Here is a 16,654-nt window from a genome sequence, read left to right as displayed (position 1 = left end):
AAGACCGGGTAAATCCGGTCTTTTTTTTTATTTTTGATAGATGGATTCCAATAAAAAATTAGGATTGATAGGAAAAAACATTTCCTATTCCTTTTCTAAAAAATTCTTTGAAAATAAGTTTCAAAAGCTCACGCTGAAGAACTTTTCCTATGATATTTTTGACCTGAAAGAAATCAATGAAGTGGAAAGCCTTTTTGCTTCTCCGGAGCTGCTAGGATTCAATGTGACTATTCCCTATAAAGAAAAAATAATTGATTATCTTGATGCATTGAGTGACGAAGCTGAGAAAATAGGTGCCGTCAACTGTGTCCTTATCAAGGATGGTAAAAAAACAGGTTATAACACAGATGCTTTCGGTTTTGAAAAGACTCTTCTTTTACACAAAAAGCCATCGCAGGATAAAGCATTGGTCTTAGGAAACGGAGGTGCCGCAAAGGCCGTTAAATATGCCCTTGACAAACATAATATCCCTTCAGTAACCATTTCCAGAAGTACCGAACTCAATTTTGAAAACCTTGATCAGAAAACGGTTTCAGAACACAAAATTATCATTCAGTGCACTCCTGTAGGCACTTTCCCGAATATTAAAGATTGCCTGGATTTTCCTTTTGACGGACTTTCTTCAGATCATCTGGTTATTGATTTGATTTACAACCCAAACTACACCCAATTCATCATCAATGCCTCTGAAAAAGGAGCAAAAACAGTCAACGGGTATTATATGCTTGAACAGCAAGCAGAAAAAGCTTGGGAAATTTGGAATTTTCAAAAAAAATAACATAAATTAGTGCTTTAATTGGCCTTACAGCTATAATTTAAAGGATATTAACGCCACTCACATAAAAGATTTGCTATGACTACAGAAAACAATCTTTCTGAAAACGAAGAAAAGAAAAATCCTAACGAAGTATCTCAGGACACATCAGAAAACACGGTTTCTCATGATGCAAACCAGCATGAAGATGATGCAGAGCACATAGAAGAACATGAAGAGGAAGAAATTTCTCTTGCTGATGCTTTAAAGGAAATGGAAAAAATCATCAACACTCCCAACGCCGGTGAGAATTTTAAAAGATTCAGCCAACTGAAGGAAAAAGCAAGTCATTACATTCATGATGAAGTGGAAGACAAAAGACATGAATACGTAGAAGCCGGAAATCCTGCCGAAAATTTCAGCTACGAACACCCTTCTCAGGCTAAATATTCTGCATTGGTCAACATTTTCAGGGAAAAACATGACGACTTCCAGAAGGGACAGGAAGAGGAACAAAAGAAAAACCTTGACCACCGCCAAAGCATTATAGAAAGACTTAAAAATTTATATACAGGCTCTGAACCGGGAATCAACCTTTTCAAATCCATTCGTGAGATTAAGGAAGACTGGTCAAAAGCCGGACAGGTTGCCAAGTCTGAATTCAAAATTCTTAATAATAACTATTTCCACCACCTGAATCAGTTTTATCAGATGCTGGATCTGAACAAAGAATTTCTGGAGCAGGAATACAGCCACAACCTGGAAAAGAGAGAACATATTATTGCACGAGCCAAAGAGTTGGAAAGCGAACCCGTAATTCAGAAGGCTCTTAACGAGCTTCAGTATCTTCATAAACTTTGGAAAGAAGAAGCTGAACCTGTTGCAGAAGAATTCCGTGAGAAAACATGGGAAGAATTTAAAGAAATCTCCAACAAAATTCATGAAAGAAAATCTGAACTTTCTGCTTCTATTGAAAAAGAACAAGGTACTAACCTTGAAAAGAAAAATCAGATCATCGCTGAAATCAAAAAGCTTTCTGAACCTGCAGAAACACCTAACCATAACTACTGGCAGAATGCCATCAAAAGAGTGGAAGATCTGCGTTCCGAATTCTTAAAAACAGGAAGTGTTCCAAGAAAACTTTCCAACCAGAACTGGAATGATTTTAAAACAACGCTAAGGGGTTTTAATACAACGAAAAACAACTATTACAAATCGTTAAAAGGATCCCAGCAGGCCAATCTTGAAGAAAAGCTGAAACTGATCCAGACTGCGCAGGATAATATGAATAATGAGGAATGGGATATCTCAGTACCTTTATTCAAAAAGCTTCAGGAAGACTGGAAAAAAATAGGCCACGTTCCAAAGAGCATGACCAATAAAATCTGGGATGAATTCCGTGATGCATGTAATGCATTTTTTAACAACTACAGAGAGAAAAGCAATACTTCTAGCGACAACTGGAAGGAGAATTATAAAAACAAAAAAACGCTTCTTGACGAACTGAAAGAGGTTTCCAATGATGAAGGAAGCATCGAAAGAATTGAACAGATCAAAACTTCATGGAATAATATCGGTAAAGTTCCGAGAGATAAAATTTCAATCAACTCTGAATTCAATAAGACTTTAAGAGAGAAGTTGAAAATAAACAAAATCAACGAACTTGAACTGAAAGAAGAAGGCCTCTCTGAAAACCAGCTTACCGACAAAGCAAGAAAGATCAAAAATCAAATCTCTGATCTGGAAGCCGAAATCGTAAAACTGGAAAACAATCTTTCCTTCTTCAACAAACCGTCAAGAGAAAATCCTCTTTTAAGAGATACTTACAATACGATTGATGAGAAAAAAGCTCATTTGGAAACATTAAAACAAAATCTCCACAATATTATCAGCGGAGATTAACAGATAACAAAATAAATAAAGGCGGAGCAAAGCAATTTGTCTTCGCTTTTTCTTTTTATACAATATGAACAACGACGAACTTTATATCAAGAGATGTATCGAGCTGGCCCAGAAAGCCCTTGGCCACACCTACCCCAACCCTCTGGTAGGAAGTGTGATTGTACACAACGGAGAAATTATTGGTGAAGGCTATCATCATAAAGCCGGGGAAAACCATGCGGAGATCAATGCCATCAATTCCGTTAAAAATAGAGACCTTATTCCGGAATCAACAATTTATGTGTCTCTGGAACCATGTGCCCACTATGGAAAAACTCCGCCATGCGCCTTAAAGATTAAAGAATTAGGATTTAAAAAGGTAGTAATCGGAGCAATGGATTCCCACGATAAAGTGAATGGTAAAGGAAAGAAAATCATTCAGGATGCTGGAATTGAAGCCGTGTCAGGAGTTCTTGAAAAAGAATGTATAGAACTGAACAAAAGATTTTTCACGTATCACGAAAAGAAAAGACCTTACATCATTCTAAAATGGGCAGAATCCGGTGACGGTTTTCTGGATAAGGATTTTAAACCGACAGCTGTTTCCAATACATTAGTCAATCAGTTTGTTCATCAGTTAAGAGCGGACGAGCATGCTATTTTGGTGGGAACCCAAACTGCTTTAAATGACAACCCAAGCCTTACGGTAAGAAATGCTGAAGGTGTAAACCCTGTCAGAATTCTGATTGATTTTGATTTAAAAGTCCCGGGCAATTTCAACATCTATAATACTGAAGCAAAAACATTGGTTTTAAATTCGGTAAAAGAAGGTGGTGCAGGAAATATTCAATTCATTAAAATCAACAAAGATAATTTCCTGACGGAACTCATGGAAGCTTTATACAAGGAACAGATTCAGTCCGTTATCATTGAAGGTGGCCGTTTTACACTGCAGCAGTTTATTGATGCTAATCTCTGGGATGAAGCTATTATCATTAAAATTGAAAATGTAAAGCTCGAAAATGGAACAAAAGCCCCGGAATTTAATCATACAGCCACTAAAACGGAAATATTTAGAGATAATACAGTATCATACTTTAAAGCAAAATAAAAGTATTTTATCACCATCTAATGAAATAATTCATTATATTCGTTTTACTAAAAAATATTATCATGAAAAATTTGAAAAAAATCTCAAGAATCGGTTTAAAAGCAATCCAGGGAGGAGCTTTTGTAACATGTACCTTACCTACCGGGGAACTTACAAAATGCAGAGATTTTTGTCCTTCAGATTTCTGCGGCCCCACAAACTATATGTGTCTGCTTCCACTTGATTTCTGCGGATAAAATTAAGAAAAGATATAGTACATAATATGGAAGCTGTCAGAAATCTGACAGCTTCTTTATTTAACTCCTTAGATTTATTTGATATTTTTGCAGAACAAAGCAGGAATTCCAATGACGTTTGAATACAAAACCATAGAAAAACCCATAGAAAATACCCTTTTAAAGGAAAAAGGAAGCAAGTTTATCGGATTTGCTTACCCGGTGACCAATGAAAAAGAATTAAAAAGTGCACTGGAAAAAGTCAGGGAAGAGCATCCAAAGGCCACACACCACTGTTATGCATTCAGAATCGGGTTACATGGTGAAAACTATCGGGCCAATGATGACGGTGAACCTTCCGGGAGTGCCGGATTGCCGATTTACAACCAGCTGCTGGCTAATGAAATCACAAATATTCTTGTGATTGTTGTCCGTTATTACGGCGGAACCAAACTGGGTGTTTCAGGATTGGTAAAAGCTTATAAAGAATCTGCTAAGATCACGTTGGAAGAAGCCAGTATTATTACAAGAGAACTGGAAACAGAAGTAAAGATCCAGTTTAACTTTAATCAACAGAACATCATCTTTACCTTACTTTCAAAATTTGATGCCAAAGTTTTGAATTTCGATGCCAACGAAAATTGTATTCTTACTGCCTCTTTGAAACTGGCACAAAAAGAAAACATCTCGGAAAAACTCTCCGAGATGCAATATGTTTCATTTGAATTTAATGATTAATCCCTTCTTCCGCTAAGAAGCAAAGAGCCCCAATAGAGAAGCTGTGCCAGAGAACCTAAGGCCGCCACCACATACGTTCTTGCTGCCCATCTTAAACTGTCCTGAACTCCAACAAATTCTTCTGCTGTTACAGTTCCGGTATCTTTAAGCCATTTCATAGCTCTGTTACTGGCATCATATTCCACAGGAAGCGTTACAAAAGCAAAAAGCGTGGTCACCGCAAACATGGCTACCCCGATGGCAAGAACAGTTGTATTTCCATTCGGATTCTCAATCGTTCTTGATGCAGCCATTACCGCGATACCCGCAATAAGGACAAACTGCATCAGATTGGAACTTATATTAACAATAGGAACAAGTTTTGAACGTAAATTCAACATAGAATATCCTACCGCATGTTGTACTGCATGTCCGCATTCATGAGCTGCTACTGCTGCAGCGGCTGCATTTCTCTGCATATAAACCCCTTCAGAAAGGTTTACTGTTTTATCTGCCGGATTATAGTGGTCCGTCAACTGCCCGGGAACTGATATTACCTGAACATCATTTATTCCGTTATCTCTCAACATCTTTTCCGCTATTTCTTTCCCCGAAAGGCCATTTCGAAGGTGTACATTGGAATAATATTCAAATTTTGATTTCAATCTGGAAGAAACCCACCAGCTCACCAGCATTGAAATACCAATAATGATATAATAACCCACCATTTTATATAAATTTTGTGTTTAATTTCACCCATAATCATATAAAAACTGTGCCAAAGTATAAGATATTATTATTTATATTTGTCCTCTAATTCCTCTCAAAAAACATGTCTACAATTTCAATTATTGAAGTAAAAACACCCGGTCAGCTCAAGCAATTCGTAAAATTCCCGATGGATTTGTACAAAAATAATCCGTACTATGTCCCATCCTTTATAAAAGACGAAATGAAAATCTGGGATCCCAAAGAAAATCCGGCTTTACAGTATTCGGAATCCAGACAGTTTCTGGCAATAAAAGATGGTAAAGTAGCGGGCAGGATTGCGGTAATCGTTAACCATAAAGAAGAGAAAGAGTTAGGAATTAAAAAGGTACGTTTTGGATGGATCGACTTTATTGATGATGCTGAAGTTTCAAAGGCACTCATTCAAAAAGCCGTTGATTATGCCAAAGAAAAAAATATTGACAAAATTGAAGGGCCAATGGGTTTTACCAATCTTGATAAAGCAGGTATGCTGACAATGGGATTTGATAAACTGGCCACTATGATTGGAATCTACAACCATGCATATTATCCTCAACACCTTGAAAATCTTGGCTTAGCCAAAGAGAAAGAATGGGTAGAATATGAAATGAACTTTCCAAAAGTGCTTCCTGAAAAAGTTGAGAAATTCAGTGGCCTAATTGCACAGAAATACAAACTGAAGGTTCTTAAATTCAAGTCAAAAGAAGAAATTCTTCCTTATGTAGAACCTATGTTTAAGCTTTTGGATGAAACTTATAAACATCTTTCTACCTACACTCCCATTTCAGAAGAGCAAATCAAAACATACAAAGAAAAATATTTTCCTTTCATCAATAAAAATTATGTTATTTGTGTGGTAGATGAAAATGAGCAGCTGATTTCATTTGCCATTACCATGCCTTCCTATTCCAAGGCTTTGCAGAAATCAAAAGGGAAATTATTTCCATTAGGATGGTGGCATTTTTTACAGGCCGGAAAAAAGAATGACCGTGCCAATTTCTATCTTATCGGAATCCATCCGGAATATCAGAGACGTGGTGTAACCGCTATTATTTTTAAAGAAATTTTTGAACGGTTTACCAGTATGGGAATTGATTTTGCAGAAACCAATCCTGAACTGGAAGAAAACAAAAGTGTTCAGCTCCTTTGGCAGGACTACAATCCCGTGAACCATAAGAGAAGAAGAACCTATTCAATGGAAGTGAATAAATAGTATTGCATTTCTAAATGTAAAAGTAATCCTACATTTTAAACTCTAAACTTCGAACTCTATGAAACCGCAGCTTATCATATTTGCCATTTTAATTACCGGATTTATCAGTTATAATTTCTTTTTTCAGTCGCCGGATGATAAAACAAATACGGTGATCAATATTCTTTTTGCCAGTATTCTTTTCGGATATATTTCATTCATGGCTTATACCCTTTTGAAAAAAATGAAAAAATAAGACTCTAAACCAGCATCAGTAAGTCCTTAACAAAAAGTTTTTATTCCGGATTAAATAAATCCAAAATATCACAAATGGACAAGGGCAATATCCTATTTTCGCCCAGTCACTACGAAAAAAGGGTAAAAACACAGCAAAAAAGCAATCCTGAAAAGCTAATTTTTATTGATTCTAAATTACCGGTTTAACTCATTTTCATCCTACTTTTAAGCTGATAAATTTCATGCTTTCTTGTTTATTCGCTAAATTTGCAAATTGAGATAATAATGCAAAAATGAATTTACCTGAAAGTTATATTCCAATCCTTATCCAGGCTGGTGTAGCAGTAGGATTTGTAGCTGTTTCTTTGCTGGGGGCACATTTCCTGGGTCCACAACAGAAAAAAGGAAACTCTGTAAAAAACCAAAGCTGGGAATGTGGGGTTCCTGTAGAAGGAAACGCCAGAACACCGTTTTCGATCAAGTACTTCCTGACTGCGGTATTGTTCGTACTATTCGATATTGAAATCGTATTCTTTTATCCTTACGCGGTAAATTTCAGAGAATTCGGTATGGAAGGATTCCTTGCCGTGCTTACATTCGTTGCGATCTTCTTCGTGGCGTTTTTCTATGTCTGGAAACGTGGCGCGCTGGATTGGGATAAATAAATTTTAACATTAAAAGATTGAATTTATTTAAGTAATTTAAAGATTGTAAAGGTCTTGTTTTTAATCTTTAAATATTTTAATCTTTAAATATTTACTAAAAATGTCAGATAAAAAACCAGTAATAAGAACAGATGCACCTGCTCCCGAAGGCTATGAAGGAGAAGGGTTTTTCGCAACAAAACTGAGCAGTGTAATCGGAATGGCAAGAAAGTTTTCACTTTGGCCGTTACCTTTTGCAACCTCTTGTTGTGGTATCGAGTTTATGGCTACCCTGAACCCGACATATGATGCTTCAAGATTTGGTATGGAAAGAAACTCTTTCTCTCCAAGACAGGCAGATATGCTGATGGTTTGCGGAACTATATCAAAGAAATTGGGACCCGTCCTGAAAGAAGTGTACACTCAGATGGCTGAGCCGAAATGGGTGGTAGCAGTGGGAGCTTGTGCTTCCAGCGGTGGTATTTTTGATACATATTCTGTACTTCAGGGAATTGATAAAATTATTCCGGTTGACGTTTATGTTCCCGGATGCCCTCCAAGGCCAGAACAGATCATTGAAGGAGTAATGCAGGTACAGGCTCTTGCCGAGAGCGAAAGCATCAGAAGAAGAGATATGCCTGAATATCAGAAGTTATTAGATTCTTACAACATAAGCAACTAAACGGAAATGACAAACGAATTTGTATTAGAAGCCATCACAAGAGAATTTCCGGAATCTGTTATTTCAAGCTCAGAGCCTTATGGAATGCTAACGATTGAGGTGAAGAAAGAAGATATTAAGAAGATCATTCACTATCTGAAAGATTCATCACTGGAATTCAATTTCCTTACCGATATCTGTGGTATTCATTATCCTGAATTCCCTGAGAAGGAAATTGGTGTTGTATACCATTTGCATAATATGATGGCCAATTTCAGATTACGACTGAAAATCTTCATGTCCAGAGAAAATATTGAGGTAGATTCTCTTACGGATCTGTATGCCGGAGCAAACTGGATGGAAAGAGAAACGTATGATTTCTATGGGATTAAATTTAAAGGACATCCGGATCTTAGACCTATCCTGAATATGGAAGATCTTGGATATCACCCAATGTTGAAGGAATATCGACTTGAAGATGGGACAAGAACCGACAAGAACGATAGCATGTTCGGAAGATAAAAAATAAAATATAAATGATAAATGATGATAGATAAATGATTATCGATTATCAACTATCAATTATCAATTATAATACTTATGAAAGATAACTCATTATCTAATATACTAAACCAGTACGAAAGTAAGGAACAGATTGACGGACAATTATATACCCTGAATCTGGGACCTACCCACCCTGCTACCCACGGGATTTTCCAGAATATCTTAACGATGGACGGAGAAAGAATTCTGCATGCAGAGCAAACGGTAGGATATATCCACAGAGCATTTGAGAAAATTTCTGAAAGAAGAAACTACTCTCAGATCACTACCCTTACAGACCGTATGAATTACTGTTCTGCACCAATCAATAACCTAGGTTGGCATATGACAGTAGAGAAGCTGATTGGCGTAAAGGTTCCAAAACGTGTAGACTATATGCGCGTTATCCTGATGGAGCTGGCAAGAATCGGTGACCACCTGATCTGTAACGGGGTAACCGGGATGGACTCGGGAGCCATTACAGGTCTTACGTATATGTTCATCGAAAGAGAACGTATTTATGATATGTATGAGCAGATCTGCGGCGCCAGAATGACAACCAATATGGGAAGAATCGGAGGTTTTGAAAGAGATTTCACGCCTAAGTTTCATGAACTGTTAAAAGATTTCTTAAAAACATTCCCGCCAAGATTCAAAGAATTCTGTACTTTACTGGAAAGAAACAGAATTTTCATGGACAGAACGATTGGTACCGGAGCTATCTCTGCCGAAAGAGCTTTAAGTTACGGTTTCACAGGTCCAAACTTACGTGCAGCAGGTGTAGATTACGATGTAAGAGTTGCACAGCCTTATTCTTCATACGAAGATTTTGACTTCATTATTCCTGTAGGAACTTCAGGAGATACTTACGACCGTTTCATGGTTCGTCAGCAGGAAATCTGGGAATCAATCAAAATTATCAAACAAGCATACGAAAACCTTCCGGAAGGACCATTCCATGCGGATGTTCCTGATTTCTATCTTCCTGAAAAGGCAGATGTATATCAGAAAATGGAAGCATTAATCTACCATTTCAAAATTGTAATGGGAGAAACTGATGTACCGAAAGGAGAAGTTTACCACGCTGTAGAAGGTGGAAATGGAGAATTAGGTTTCTATCTTGTGAGTGACGGAGGAAGAAGTCCTTACAGACTTCACTTCAGAAGACCATGCTTCATCTACTATCAGGCATATCCTGAAATGATTACAGGTTCTGTAATTTCAGATGCCATTGTAACGATGTGCAGTATGAATATTATTGCGGGAGAATTAGATGCATAAAAAAGAAGATGTCAGACGTCAGATTTCAGATGTCAGACTCTTCGCTTTATACTTAAATTTAAAAATCTGATGTCTGAAATCTGACATCTGAAATCTTAGATAAAAAATGAGCGAAACAATAGCTTTTAAACCGGAAAGTTTAGCACAGGTACATAAAATTATCGCAAGATATCCTGAAGGAAGACAGAAATCTGCTCTTCTCCCTGTACTTCACCTGGCACAGAAAGAATTCGGAGGATGGTTAGATGTTCCTGTGATGGATTATGTTGCCGGATTATTAAGTATCCAGCCGATCGAAGTATATGAAGTGGCTACTTTCTATACGATGTTTAATATGAAGCCGGTAGGTAAATATGTTTTGGAAGTTTGCAGAACAGGACCTTGTATGGTGTGTGGAAGCGAAAAAATTCTGGATCATATCAGAACCAAGCTGAATATTAAGGATGGGGAAACTACTGAAGATGGTATGTTCACATTAAAGCCTGCTGAATGTCTTGGAGCATGCGGATATGCACCCATGATGCAGCTGGGGAAATTCTTTCATGAAAATTTAACGATAGAAAAAGTAGATGAAATCCTTGATCTTTGCAGACAGGGACAAGTTGCTTTGGACTAATAGAAATTTTAAATTCTACATTTTAGATTTTAAATTATTCACTTAACGTTTAATCATAATTAATGCAAGACGCCAAAAGCCAATTGCAATAAGCAAATAACAATGAGTAAAAAACTTTTACTTAAAGACGCACATATAGAAGGTATTCGCTACTTTGAAACATACCGTAAACAGGGAGGTTACACAGCTGCTGAAAAAGCCTTGAAAATGACTCCTGACGAAATTCTTGAAGAAGTAAAGGCTTCAGGACTAAGAGGTCGTGGTGGAGCTGGATTCCCAACAGGAATGAAATGGAGCTTTTTGGCGAAACCCGAAGGCGTTCCAAGACACCTTGTTGTGAATGCGGATGAATCTGAGCCCGGAACATTCAAGGACAGATATCTGATGGAGTTCCTTCCTCATTTATTGATCGAAGGAATGCTGATTTCTTCTTACTGTTTAGGTTCCAATACTTCTTACATCTACATCCGTGGAGAGTATTCATGGATTCCTGATATTTTGGAAGAAGCGATTGAAGAAGCCAAAGCAGCAGGGTTTTTAGGTAAAAATATTTTAGGAACCGGTTTCGATTGTGAAATCTATGTACAGAGAGGTGGTGGAGCATACATCTGCGGTGAAGAAACCGCATTGCTTGAATCCCTTGAAGGAAAAAGAGGTAACCCAAGGTTAAAACCGCCATTCCCGGCTGTAAAAGGTCTTTGGGAAAGGCCAACGGTAGTAAATAACGTTGAATCTATTGCGGCAATTGTTCCAATTATTGATATTACAGGTGCTGAATATGCTAAAATCGGAGTGGGAAGATCTACAGGGACAAAATTGATTTCTGCTTGTGGAAATATCAACAAACCTGGTGTATACGAAATCGACATGACGATCACCGTAGAGGAATTTATCTACTCTGATGAATATTGCGGTGGTATTAAAGACGGAAAAAAATTAAAGGCTTGTATTCCCGGAGGAAGTTCTGTTCCTATTGTTCCAGCTAATCTATTGCTGAGAACGGTGAACGGAGAGCCAAGATATATGAACTATGAGTCATTGGCAGACGGTGGTTTTGCTACCGGAACAATGATGGGTTCAGGAGGTTTCATCGTTTTGGATGAAGACCAGTGTATTGTAGAACACACTATGACTTTAGCGAGATTCTACAATCACGAAAGCTGTGGACAATGTACACCTTGCCGTGAAGGAACAGGATGGATGTACAAGATTTTAAAGAAAATTGAGAAAGGAGAAGGAAAAATGGAAGATATCGATCTTCTTTGGGATATCCAGAGAAAAATCGAAGGAAATACGATTTGTCCATTGGGTGATGCAGCAGCCTGGCCAGTTGCCGCAGCGATCCGCCACTTCAGAGATGAATTTGAGTGGCATGTGAAAAACCCGGAGTTATCTCAGACACAAAATTATGGATTGGCACATTACGCAGATCCTATTCCGGCTGTAGAAAAGAACGCATAAGTGAAATGAAAAAATTGTTGGTTGTCGGCTTAATGATGTCGAGTTTTGTTTTCGGACAAAACAAAGAAAAGGATTCTTTAATAGATAGAAGTTCAGATAAAGGAGCATTAGTTTCAAGGAAGAAACCTGAGCCTTTAAGCAAAAAAGGGCAGATGTTCGTTTTCTTTGGATGGAACAGAGCAGCGTTCAGTAATTCAGATATCCGTTTTACAGGAAATGGCTACGACTTTCAGCTGAATAATGTATCTGCGCAGGACAGACCTACCAAATTTGGTATCGTTTATATCAATCCGGGATGGTTTACTGTAGTGCAGTATAACTTCAGAGCGGGTTATTTTATCAAAGATAATTTAGCACTTGTTTTGGGAATAGACCACATGAAATATGTGATGAACCAGAACCAGACGGTTAATTTCAAAGGCCATATTTCAGATCCTGAATATGCAGCAATGGTACAGAACGGACAGGTAAACCTGACAGACGAGAAGTTCCTTACTTTTGAACATACAGACGGACTTAATTATGAAAACTTAGGTCTTGAAAGATATCAGAATCTTATCAACAAGAAAAATGTTGATTTGGTTTGGTCTTACGGAGCCGGTATCGGATTTATGTTCCCGAAAAGTAATGTAAAGCTTTTTGGTAACGAAAGAAGTGACCGTTTTCACGTTGCAGGTCTGGGAACCGACCTTAGAGCCAGTCTTAACCTTGTTCTTTGGGATCATGTGATGGTGAGATTAGAAGGTAAAGCGGGTTATATCAACATGTGGGATATTAAGACAACATTGAATAACAAGCCGGACAAAGCCCAACAGGATTTCGTTTTCGGACAGGTCCTTGCAGGAATCGGATATACATTTAATACTAAGAAATATAAATAACAAAGCCTATTGCTTAATGCATAAAGCTTAAAGCATACAATATGAGCGAAGAAGTTAAAAAATTCAAAATAACTATAGACGGACAGACTACCGAAGTTATGCCTGGTACTTCTATCCTTGAAGCGGCAAGACAAATCGGTGGGAAATCTGTACCTCCTGCTATGTGCTATTACAGCAAACTAGAAACCAGCGGAGGAAGATGCAGAACTTGTCTGGTAGAAGTTTCTAAAGGGTCTGAAGCAGATCCTCGTCCTATGCCAAAATTGGTAGCAAGCTGCAGAACTAATGTAATGGATGGGATGGAAGTAAAAAACCTTACTTCTGAGAAAGCTCAGGAAGGAAGAAAAGCGGTTACCGAATTCCTGTTGGTAAACCACCCGCTGGACTGCCCTATCTGTGACCAGGCCGGAGAATGTCATCTTCAGGACTTAGGATATGAGCATGGTGTGGAAAACACAAGAACAGAATTCGAAAGAAATACGTACGAAGCTGATGATCTTGGACCGAACATCAAACTGAACATGAACCGTTGTATTCTTTGTGCAAGATGCGTACTGACAGCTAACCAGCTTACAGAAACAAGAGAACACGGTATTCTTTTCAGAGGAGATCACGCTGAAATTTCAACGTATTTAAATAAAGCTCTAGACAATGACTTTATCGGAAATGTTATCGATGTGTGTCCTGTTGGAGCATTAACAGACAGAACAGCCCGTTTTGCCAGCAGAGTATGGTTTACAAAACCTATGAATGCTACTTGCAAATGTGATAAATGTTCCGGAAAAGCAGTAGTATGGTTTAAAGGAGATGAAATCGTAAGAGTTACTGCAAGAAAAGACCAGTGGGGTGAAGTAGAAGAATTCATCTGCGATACGTGCCGTTTCGAAAGAAAAGCGTTATCAGACTGGAACATCGAAGGTCCTAGACATATCGACAGACACTCTGTAATTTCATTGAACCACTACGAAAAACCTAAGGATGAGCTAAGAGTTTTAGACAATCCGATGGCTAAAGAAATCAGTGAAAAAGACGAAAAATAATCAATAAGACATCAGATTTCAGATACCAGACTTCAGACAATAAATTTTAAATCTGATATCTAGCGTCTGACATCTTAATATCTAAATAAAAAATGGATTTACTTACATTTAAACTTATACTTGTACTAGCACTTTTCCTGCTATCACTTACGATTGCAGCCTACTCTACCTGGGCAGAAAGAAAAGTAGCCTCTATCATGCAGGATAGAATTGGTCCCAACAGAGCAGGACCTTTCGGATTGCTGCAGCCTCTTGCTGACGGTGGAAAGTTTTTCTTTAAAGAAGACTTTACGCCTGCCAATGCAGAAAGATTCCTTTTCGTATTAGGACCAGCTTTGGTAATGTTTATTTCATTGATTACGGGAGCTGTTATTCCTTGGGGTAAAAGTTTAAATATTGCAGGTACTTCTTTTGATCTTCAGGTGGCAAACATTGACGTTGGTGTACTTTTCATCATCGGTATGGCTTCCATTGGGGTTTACGGAATTATGATCGGAGGTTGGGCTTCCAATAACAAATATTCATTACTAGGTGCTATCCGTGCTTCTTCTCAGATGATTTCTTATGAATTGGCGATGGGATTAGCACTTCTTTCTATCATTATGATGACAGGAAGTTTAGATTTAAAAGAAATTACTGAAAGTCAGACTACCGGGAAATTATGGGGCGTTATTCCTTGGGTTTCCGGTTTGAACTGGAATATTTTCTACCAGCCTATCGCTTTCCTTGTTTTCTTTGTAGCCGCTTTAGCAGAAACCAACAGACACCCGTTCGATTTACCTGAGTGTGAATCTGAACTGGTAACGGGATACTCTACAGAATATTCTTCCATGAAGTTAGGGTTATATATGTTCGGGGAATACGTGAACATGTTTATTTCCAATGCTTTCATGGTCGTTCTTTTCTTCGGAGGATACAACTATCCTGGTATTGAGTGGGTAACTCAGAACTGGGGTGAAAATGCTGCAGGAATCATCAGTATTGGTGCGTTCTTACTTAAAACAATCATTGGAATTCTGATCTTTATGTGGATCAGATGGACACTCCCAAGATTCAGATATGACCAGTTAATGCACTTAGGATGGAAAACATTAATCCCAATGGCATTGGTAAACCTATTAATTACAGGAGCTGTAATTTTAGCGTTTGGAAATTAAACTATCTAAACCTAACAGGTTTTAAAAACCTGTTAGGTTTGTGTAAATATTGAATATTAAAAATTAAGATAACAGACAAGATTAGTCTAAAATCTGGTGTCTAACATCTAATATCTATAATTAAATGAAATTAACTAACAGATCAAAAGTTGTTTCCAATAAAGAAATGACCCTTGCTGAAAAAATCTACCTTCCTGCCATCTTTACAGGGATGGGGATTACATTTAAGCATGCTGTAAGAACCGTGATAAAGGGTGCTCCCGCAGTATATTCGTATCCGGAAGTACAGAAGCCAAGAACCACCATCTGGAGAGGCCAGCACGTTTTGAAAAGAGACGAAGAAGGCAGAGAAAGATGTACAGCTTGCGGACTGTGTGCGGTAGCTTGTCCTGCAGAAGCCATTACGATGACTGCTGCTGAAAGAACAAAAGAGGAAAAAGGTCTTTACAGGGAAGAAAAATACGCTTCAGTATATGAAATCAATATGTTGAGATGTATTTTCTGCGGTATGTGTGAAGAAGCCTGTCCTAAATCTGCCATCTATCTTACAGACAGATTGGTGGACGTGGAAACCAACAGAGGTTCTTTCATTTACGGAAAAGATAAATTAGTTGAAAAAATAAATGAAAGGATTGATATCACGACAAGACAATCCGAGAAACAAAAAAATGCGGTAAAATAATGGATCAGTTTTTATTTTTCTTGGTGGCGTTTTTAGCAGTGGCAAGTGCAGTTTATTTTGTATTTGCAAAAAATCCTTTATATGCTATTTTGTCATTAATTGTTACGATGTTTTCAATTGCCGGAATGTACATTCTCTTAAATGCACAGTTCCTTGCAATTATCCAGATTATAGTGTATGCAGGTGCCATTATGGTACTTTTCCTTTACATCTTAATGATGCTTAACCTTAATAAAGGAGACGAAAGTAAGAAGAACAATACTTTAAAGTTTGTTGGAGTTTTTACTGCAGGTATTCTTTTAGTAGGTGTTTTAGGTGTTTTCAGAGGAGTAAGGGAAAACCATATTGTGGTTGATAATGTAGACAGAAGTATTGGTCTTACGAAAAATCTGGGTAGACTTTTGTTTAATGAATATGTTTTACCGTTTGAGCTTGCTTCCATCCTAATTCTGGCAGGTATTGTAGGCGCGGTATTAATCGGTAAAAAAGATTTATAAAATTATGGGAGAAGTAAATACATTTATACAAAGCATCCCTTTGGACTACTTCATCATTCTTTCATCAGTATTGTTCTGCCTGGGAGTAATGGGAGTATTGCTTAGAAAAAATGCTATTGTGATTCTGGGCTGTGTAGAGCTTATGCTGAATTCTGTAAACCTTTTATTGGCAGCTTTTTCAGCGTATAAAGGCAACGGCGACGGACAGCTTTTAGTTTTCTTCATTATGGTGGTAGCAGCTGCTGAAGTAGCGGTAGGTCTGGCAATTATTGCGATGCTATATAGAAACACCCGTTCTGTAGATGTGAGTATATTTAATAAATTAAGAGGATAA

Annotated in this window: 20 protein-coding genes; 19 read left to right on the top strand and 1 reads right to left on the bottom strand. The window is 37.8% G+C overall.

What is annotated here, in order from left to right:
* Positions 1-40 precede the first annotated feature (40 nt).
* The 5 genes from ACP3T3_RS18340 to ACP3T3_RS18320 all read left to right on the top strand — a co-directional run bounded on the left by ACP3T3_RS18340 (position 41) and on the right by ACP3T3_RS18320 (position 4,699).
* A complete protein-coding gene (locus ACP3T3_RS18340) occupies positions 41-778 on the top strand; it encodes a shikimate dehydrogenase family protein (protein WP_426477199.1) in 738 nt (245 codons plus the stop codon).
* A gap of 75 nt (positions 779-853) precedes the next feature.
* Positions 854-2,656: a DUF349 domain-containing protein gene (locus ACP3T3_RS18335; protein WP_426477198.1), complete on the top strand. Its 1,803-nt coding sequence runs from the start codon at positions 854-856 to the stop codon at positions 2,654-2,656.
* A 64-nt stretch (positions 2,657-2,720) separates the two neighbouring features.
* The gene (gene ribD / locus ACP3T3_RS18330; RefSeq protein WP_426477197.1) at positions 2,721-3,746 is read left to right on the top strand and encodes a bifunctional diaminohydroxyphosphoribosylaminopyrimidine deaminase/5-amino-6-(5-phosphoribosylamino)uracil reductase RibD; all 1,026 of its coding nucleotides are present in this window, start codon (positions 2,721-2,723) and stop codon (positions 3,744-3,746) included.
* A gap of 62 nt (positions 3,747-3,808) precedes the next feature.
* On the top strand, positions 3,809-3,982 hold the full coding sequence (locus tag ACP3T3_RS18325; protein WP_426477196.1) for a bacteriocin-like protein: 174 nt from the start codon (positions 3,809-3,811) through the stop codon (positions 3,980-3,982).
* A gap of 111 nt (positions 3,983-4,093) precedes the next feature.
* Positions 4,094-4,699, top strand: coding sequence for an IMPACT family protein (locus ACP3T3_RS18320; protein ID WP_426479986.1), 606 nt, complete (start codon positions 4,094-4,096; stop codon positions 4,697-4,699).
* Here the strand turns inward: ACP3T3_RS18320 and ACP3T3_RS18315 are convergent.
* Positions 4,696-5,406 carry a zinc metallopeptidase gene (locus tag ACP3T3_RS18315; protein WP_426477195.1) on the bottom strand — a complete coding sequence of 237 codons (711 nt, stop codon included), beginning with the start codon at positions 5,404-5,406 and terminating at the stop codon, positions 4,696-4,698. The genes ACP3T3_RS18320 and ACP3T3_RS18315 overlap by 4 nt on opposite strands.
* Positions 5,407-5,510: 104 nt before the next feature.
* On the opposite strand from ACP3T3_RS18315, the gene ACP3T3_RS18310 reads away from it, so the two are divergent.
* The 14 genes from ACP3T3_RS18310 (at position 5,511) to nuoK (ending at position 16,654) form a co-directional block, all read left to right on the top strand.
* Entirely contained in the window at positions 5,511-6,641 is a 1,131-nt protein-coding gene (locus ACP3T3_RS18310; RefSeq protein WP_426477194.1) for a GNAT family N-acetyltransferase, read from the top strand.
* Between the two features lie 58 nt (positions 6,642-6,699).
* Entirely contained in the window at positions 6,700-6,876 is a 177-nt protein-coding gene (locus ACP3T3_RS18305; protein ID WP_426477193.1) for a hypothetical protein, read from the top strand.
* Positions 6,877-7,150: 274 nt separating this feature from the next.
* Positions 7,151-7,522 carry an NADH-quinone oxidoreductase subunit A gene (locus ACP3T3_RS18300; protein WP_034693436.1) on the top strand — a complete coding sequence of 124 codons (372 nt, stop codon included), beginning with the start codon at positions 7,151-7,153 and terminating at the stop codon, positions 7,520-7,522.
* 100 nt (positions 7,523-7,622) lie between these two features.
* Positions 7,623-8,183: an NADH-quinone oxidoreductase subunit B gene (locus ACP3T3_RS18295; protein ID WP_002983540.1), complete on the top strand. Its 561-nt coding sequence runs from the start codon at positions 7,623-7,625 to the stop codon at positions 8,181-8,183.
* Between the two features lie 6 nt (positions 8,184-8,189).
* Positions 8,190-8,684, top strand: coding sequence for an NADH-quinone oxidoreductase subunit C (locus ACP3T3_RS18290; RefSeq protein ID WP_292013792.1), 495 nt, complete (start codon positions 8,190-8,192; stop codon positions 8,682-8,684).
* 78 nt (positions 8,685-8,762) lie between these two features.
* Positions 8,763-9,986, top strand: coding sequence for an NADH dehydrogenase (quinone) subunit D (gene nuoD / locus ACP3T3_RS18285; protein ID WP_047096007.1), 1,224 nt, complete (start codon positions 8,763-8,765; stop codon positions 9,984-9,986).
* 106 nt (positions 9,987-10,092) lie between these two features.
* The gene (gene nuoE, locus ACP3T3_RS18280) at positions 10,093-10,602 is read left to right on the top strand and encodes a complex I 24 kDa subunit family protein (RefSeq protein ID WP_062675585.1); all 510 of its coding nucleotides are present in this window, start codon (positions 10,093-10,095) and stop codon (positions 10,600-10,602) included.
* 102 nt (positions 10,603-10,704) lie between these two features.
* Positions 10,705-12,063: an NADH-quinone oxidoreductase subunit NuoF gene (gene nuoF, locus ACP3T3_RS18275; protein WP_426477192.1), complete on the top strand. Its 1,359-nt coding sequence runs from the start codon at positions 10,705-10,707 to the stop codon at positions 12,061-12,063.
* Positions 12,064-12,068: 5 nt separating this feature from the next.
* Complete coding sequence (locus tag ACP3T3_RS18270; RefSeq protein ID WP_426477191.1) at positions 12,069-12,944, top strand: hypothetical protein; 876 nt, start codon at positions 12,069-12,071, stop codon at positions 12,942-12,944.
* 41 nt (positions 12,945-12,985) lie between these two features.
* Positions 12,986-13,984, top strand: coding sequence for a 2Fe-2S iron-sulfur cluster-binding protein (locus ACP3T3_RS18265; protein WP_426477190.1), 999 nt, complete (start codon positions 12,986-12,988; stop codon positions 13,982-13,984).
* Positions 13,985-14,076: 92 nt separating this feature from the next.
* A complete protein-coding gene (nuoH, locus tag ACP3T3_RS18260) occupies positions 14,077-15,141 on the top strand; it encodes an NADH-quinone oxidoreductase subunit NuoH (RefSeq protein WP_426477189.1) in 1,065 nt (354 codons plus the stop codon).
* A 124-nt stretch (positions 15,142-15,265) separates the two neighbouring features.
* A complete protein-coding gene (locus ACP3T3_RS18255; RefSeq protein ID WP_040996950.1) occupies positions 15,266-15,823 on the top strand; it encodes a NuoI/complex I 23 kDa subunit family protein in 558 nt (185 codons plus the stop codon).
* Complete coding sequence (locus ACP3T3_RS18250; RefSeq protein ID WP_426477188.1) at positions 15,823-16,320, top strand: NADH-quinone oxidoreductase subunit J family protein; 498 nt, start codon at positions 15,823-15,825, stop codon at positions 16,318-16,320. Before ACP3T3_RS18255 ends, ACP3T3_RS18250 begins: the two co-directional genes overlap by 1 nt.
* 4 nt (positions 16,321-16,324) lie before the next feature.
* On the top strand, positions 16,325-16,654 hold the full coding sequence (gene nuoK, locus ACP3T3_RS18245) for an NADH-quinone oxidoreductase subunit NuoK (RefSeq protein ID WP_002983557.1): 330 nt from the start codon (positions 16,325-16,327) through the stop codon (positions 16,652-16,654).

This window comes from Chryseobacterium sp. CBSDS_008 (assembly GCF_049959325.1).
GTDB lineage: Bacteria > Bacteroidota > Bacteroidia > Flavobacteriales > Weeksellaceae > Chryseobacterium.
The sequence above is the reverse complement of the archived record's forward strand: the minus strand, read 5'-3'. Positions and strand labels throughout refer to the sequence as shown.

What these genes read in the sequence shown, in the direction of transcription:
- ACP3T3_RS18340 (WP_426477199.1), top strand. Translation starts at nt 41, where the DNA reads ATGGATTCCAATAAAAAATTAGGATTGATAGGAAAAAACATTTCCTAT.
- ACP3T3_RS18335 (WP_426477198.1), top strand. Translation starts at nt 854, where the DNA reads ATGACTACAGAAAACAATCTTTCTGAAAACGAAGAAAAGAAAAATCCT.
- ribD (WP_426477197.1), top strand. Translation starts at nt 2,721, where the DNA reads ATGAACAACGACGAACTTTATATCAAGAGATGTATCGAGCTGGCCCAG.
- ACP3T3_RS18325 (WP_426477196.1), top strand. Translation starts at nt 3,809, where the DNA reads ATGAAAAATTTGAAAAAAATCTCAAGAATCGGTTTAAAAGCAATCCAG.
- ACP3T3_RS18320 (WP_426479986.1), top strand. Translation starts at nt 4,094, where the DNA reads ATGACGTTTGAATACAAAACCATAGAAAAACCCATAGAAAATACCCTT.
- ACP3T3_RS18315 (WP_426477195.1), bottom strand. Translation starts at nt 5,406, where the DNA reads ATGGTGGGTTATTATATCATTATTGGTATTTCAATGCTGGTGAGCTGG.
- ACP3T3_RS18310 (WP_426477194.1), top strand. Translation starts at nt 5,511, where the DNA reads ATGTCTACAATTTCAATTATTGAAGTAAAAACACCCGGTCAGCTCAAG.
- ACP3T3_RS18305 (WP_426477193.1), top strand. Translation starts at nt 6,700, where the DNA reads ATGAAACCGCAGCTTATCATATTTGCCATTTTAATTACCGGATTTATC.
- ACP3T3_RS18300 (WP_034693436.1), top strand. Translation starts at nt 7,151, where the DNA reads ATGAATTTACCTGAAAGTTATATTCCAATCCTTATCCAGGCTGGTGTA.
- ACP3T3_RS18295 (WP_002983540.1), top strand. Translation starts at nt 7,623, where the DNA reads ATGTCAGATAAAAAACCAGTAATAAGAACAGATGCACCTGCTCCCGAA.
- ACP3T3_RS18290 (WP_292013792.1), top strand. Translation starts at nt 8,190, where the DNA reads ATGACAAACGAATTTGTATTAGAAGCCATCACAAGAGAATTTCCGGAA.
- nuoD (WP_047096007.1), top strand. Translation starts at nt 8,763, where the DNA reads ATGAAAGATAACTCATTATCTAATATACTAAACCAGTACGAAAGTAAG.
- nuoE (WP_062675585.1), top strand. Translation starts at nt 10,093, where the DNA reads ATGAGCGAAACAATAGCTTTTAAACCGGAAAGTTTAGCACAGGTACAT.
- nuoF (WP_426477192.1), top strand. Translation starts at nt 10,705, where the DNA reads ATGAGTAAAAAACTTTTACTTAAAGACGCACATATAGAAGGTATTCGC.
- ACP3T3_RS18270 (WP_426477191.1), top strand. Translation starts at nt 12,069, where the DNA reads ATGAAAAAATTGTTGGTTGTCGGCTTAATGATGTCGAGTTTTGTTTTC.
- ACP3T3_RS18265 (WP_426477190.1), top strand. Translation starts at nt 12,986, where the DNA reads ATGAGCGAAGAAGTTAAAAAATTCAAAATAACTATAGACGGACAGACT.
- nuoH (WP_426477189.1), top strand. Translation starts at nt 14,077, where the DNA reads ATGGATTTACTTACATTTAAACTTATACTTGTACTAGCACTTTTCCTG.
- ACP3T3_RS18255 (WP_040996950.1), top strand. Translation starts at nt 15,266, where the DNA reads ATGAAATTAACTAACAGATCAAAAGTTGTTTCCAATAAAGAAATGACC.
- ACP3T3_RS18250 (WP_426477188.1), top strand. Translation starts at nt 15,823, where the DNA reads ATGGATCAGTTTTTATTTTTCTTGGTGGCGTTTTTAGCAGTGGCAAGT.
- nuoK (WP_002983557.1), top strand. Translation starts at nt 16,325, where the DNA reads ATGGGAGAAGTAAATACATTTATACAAAGCATCCCTTTGGACTACTTC.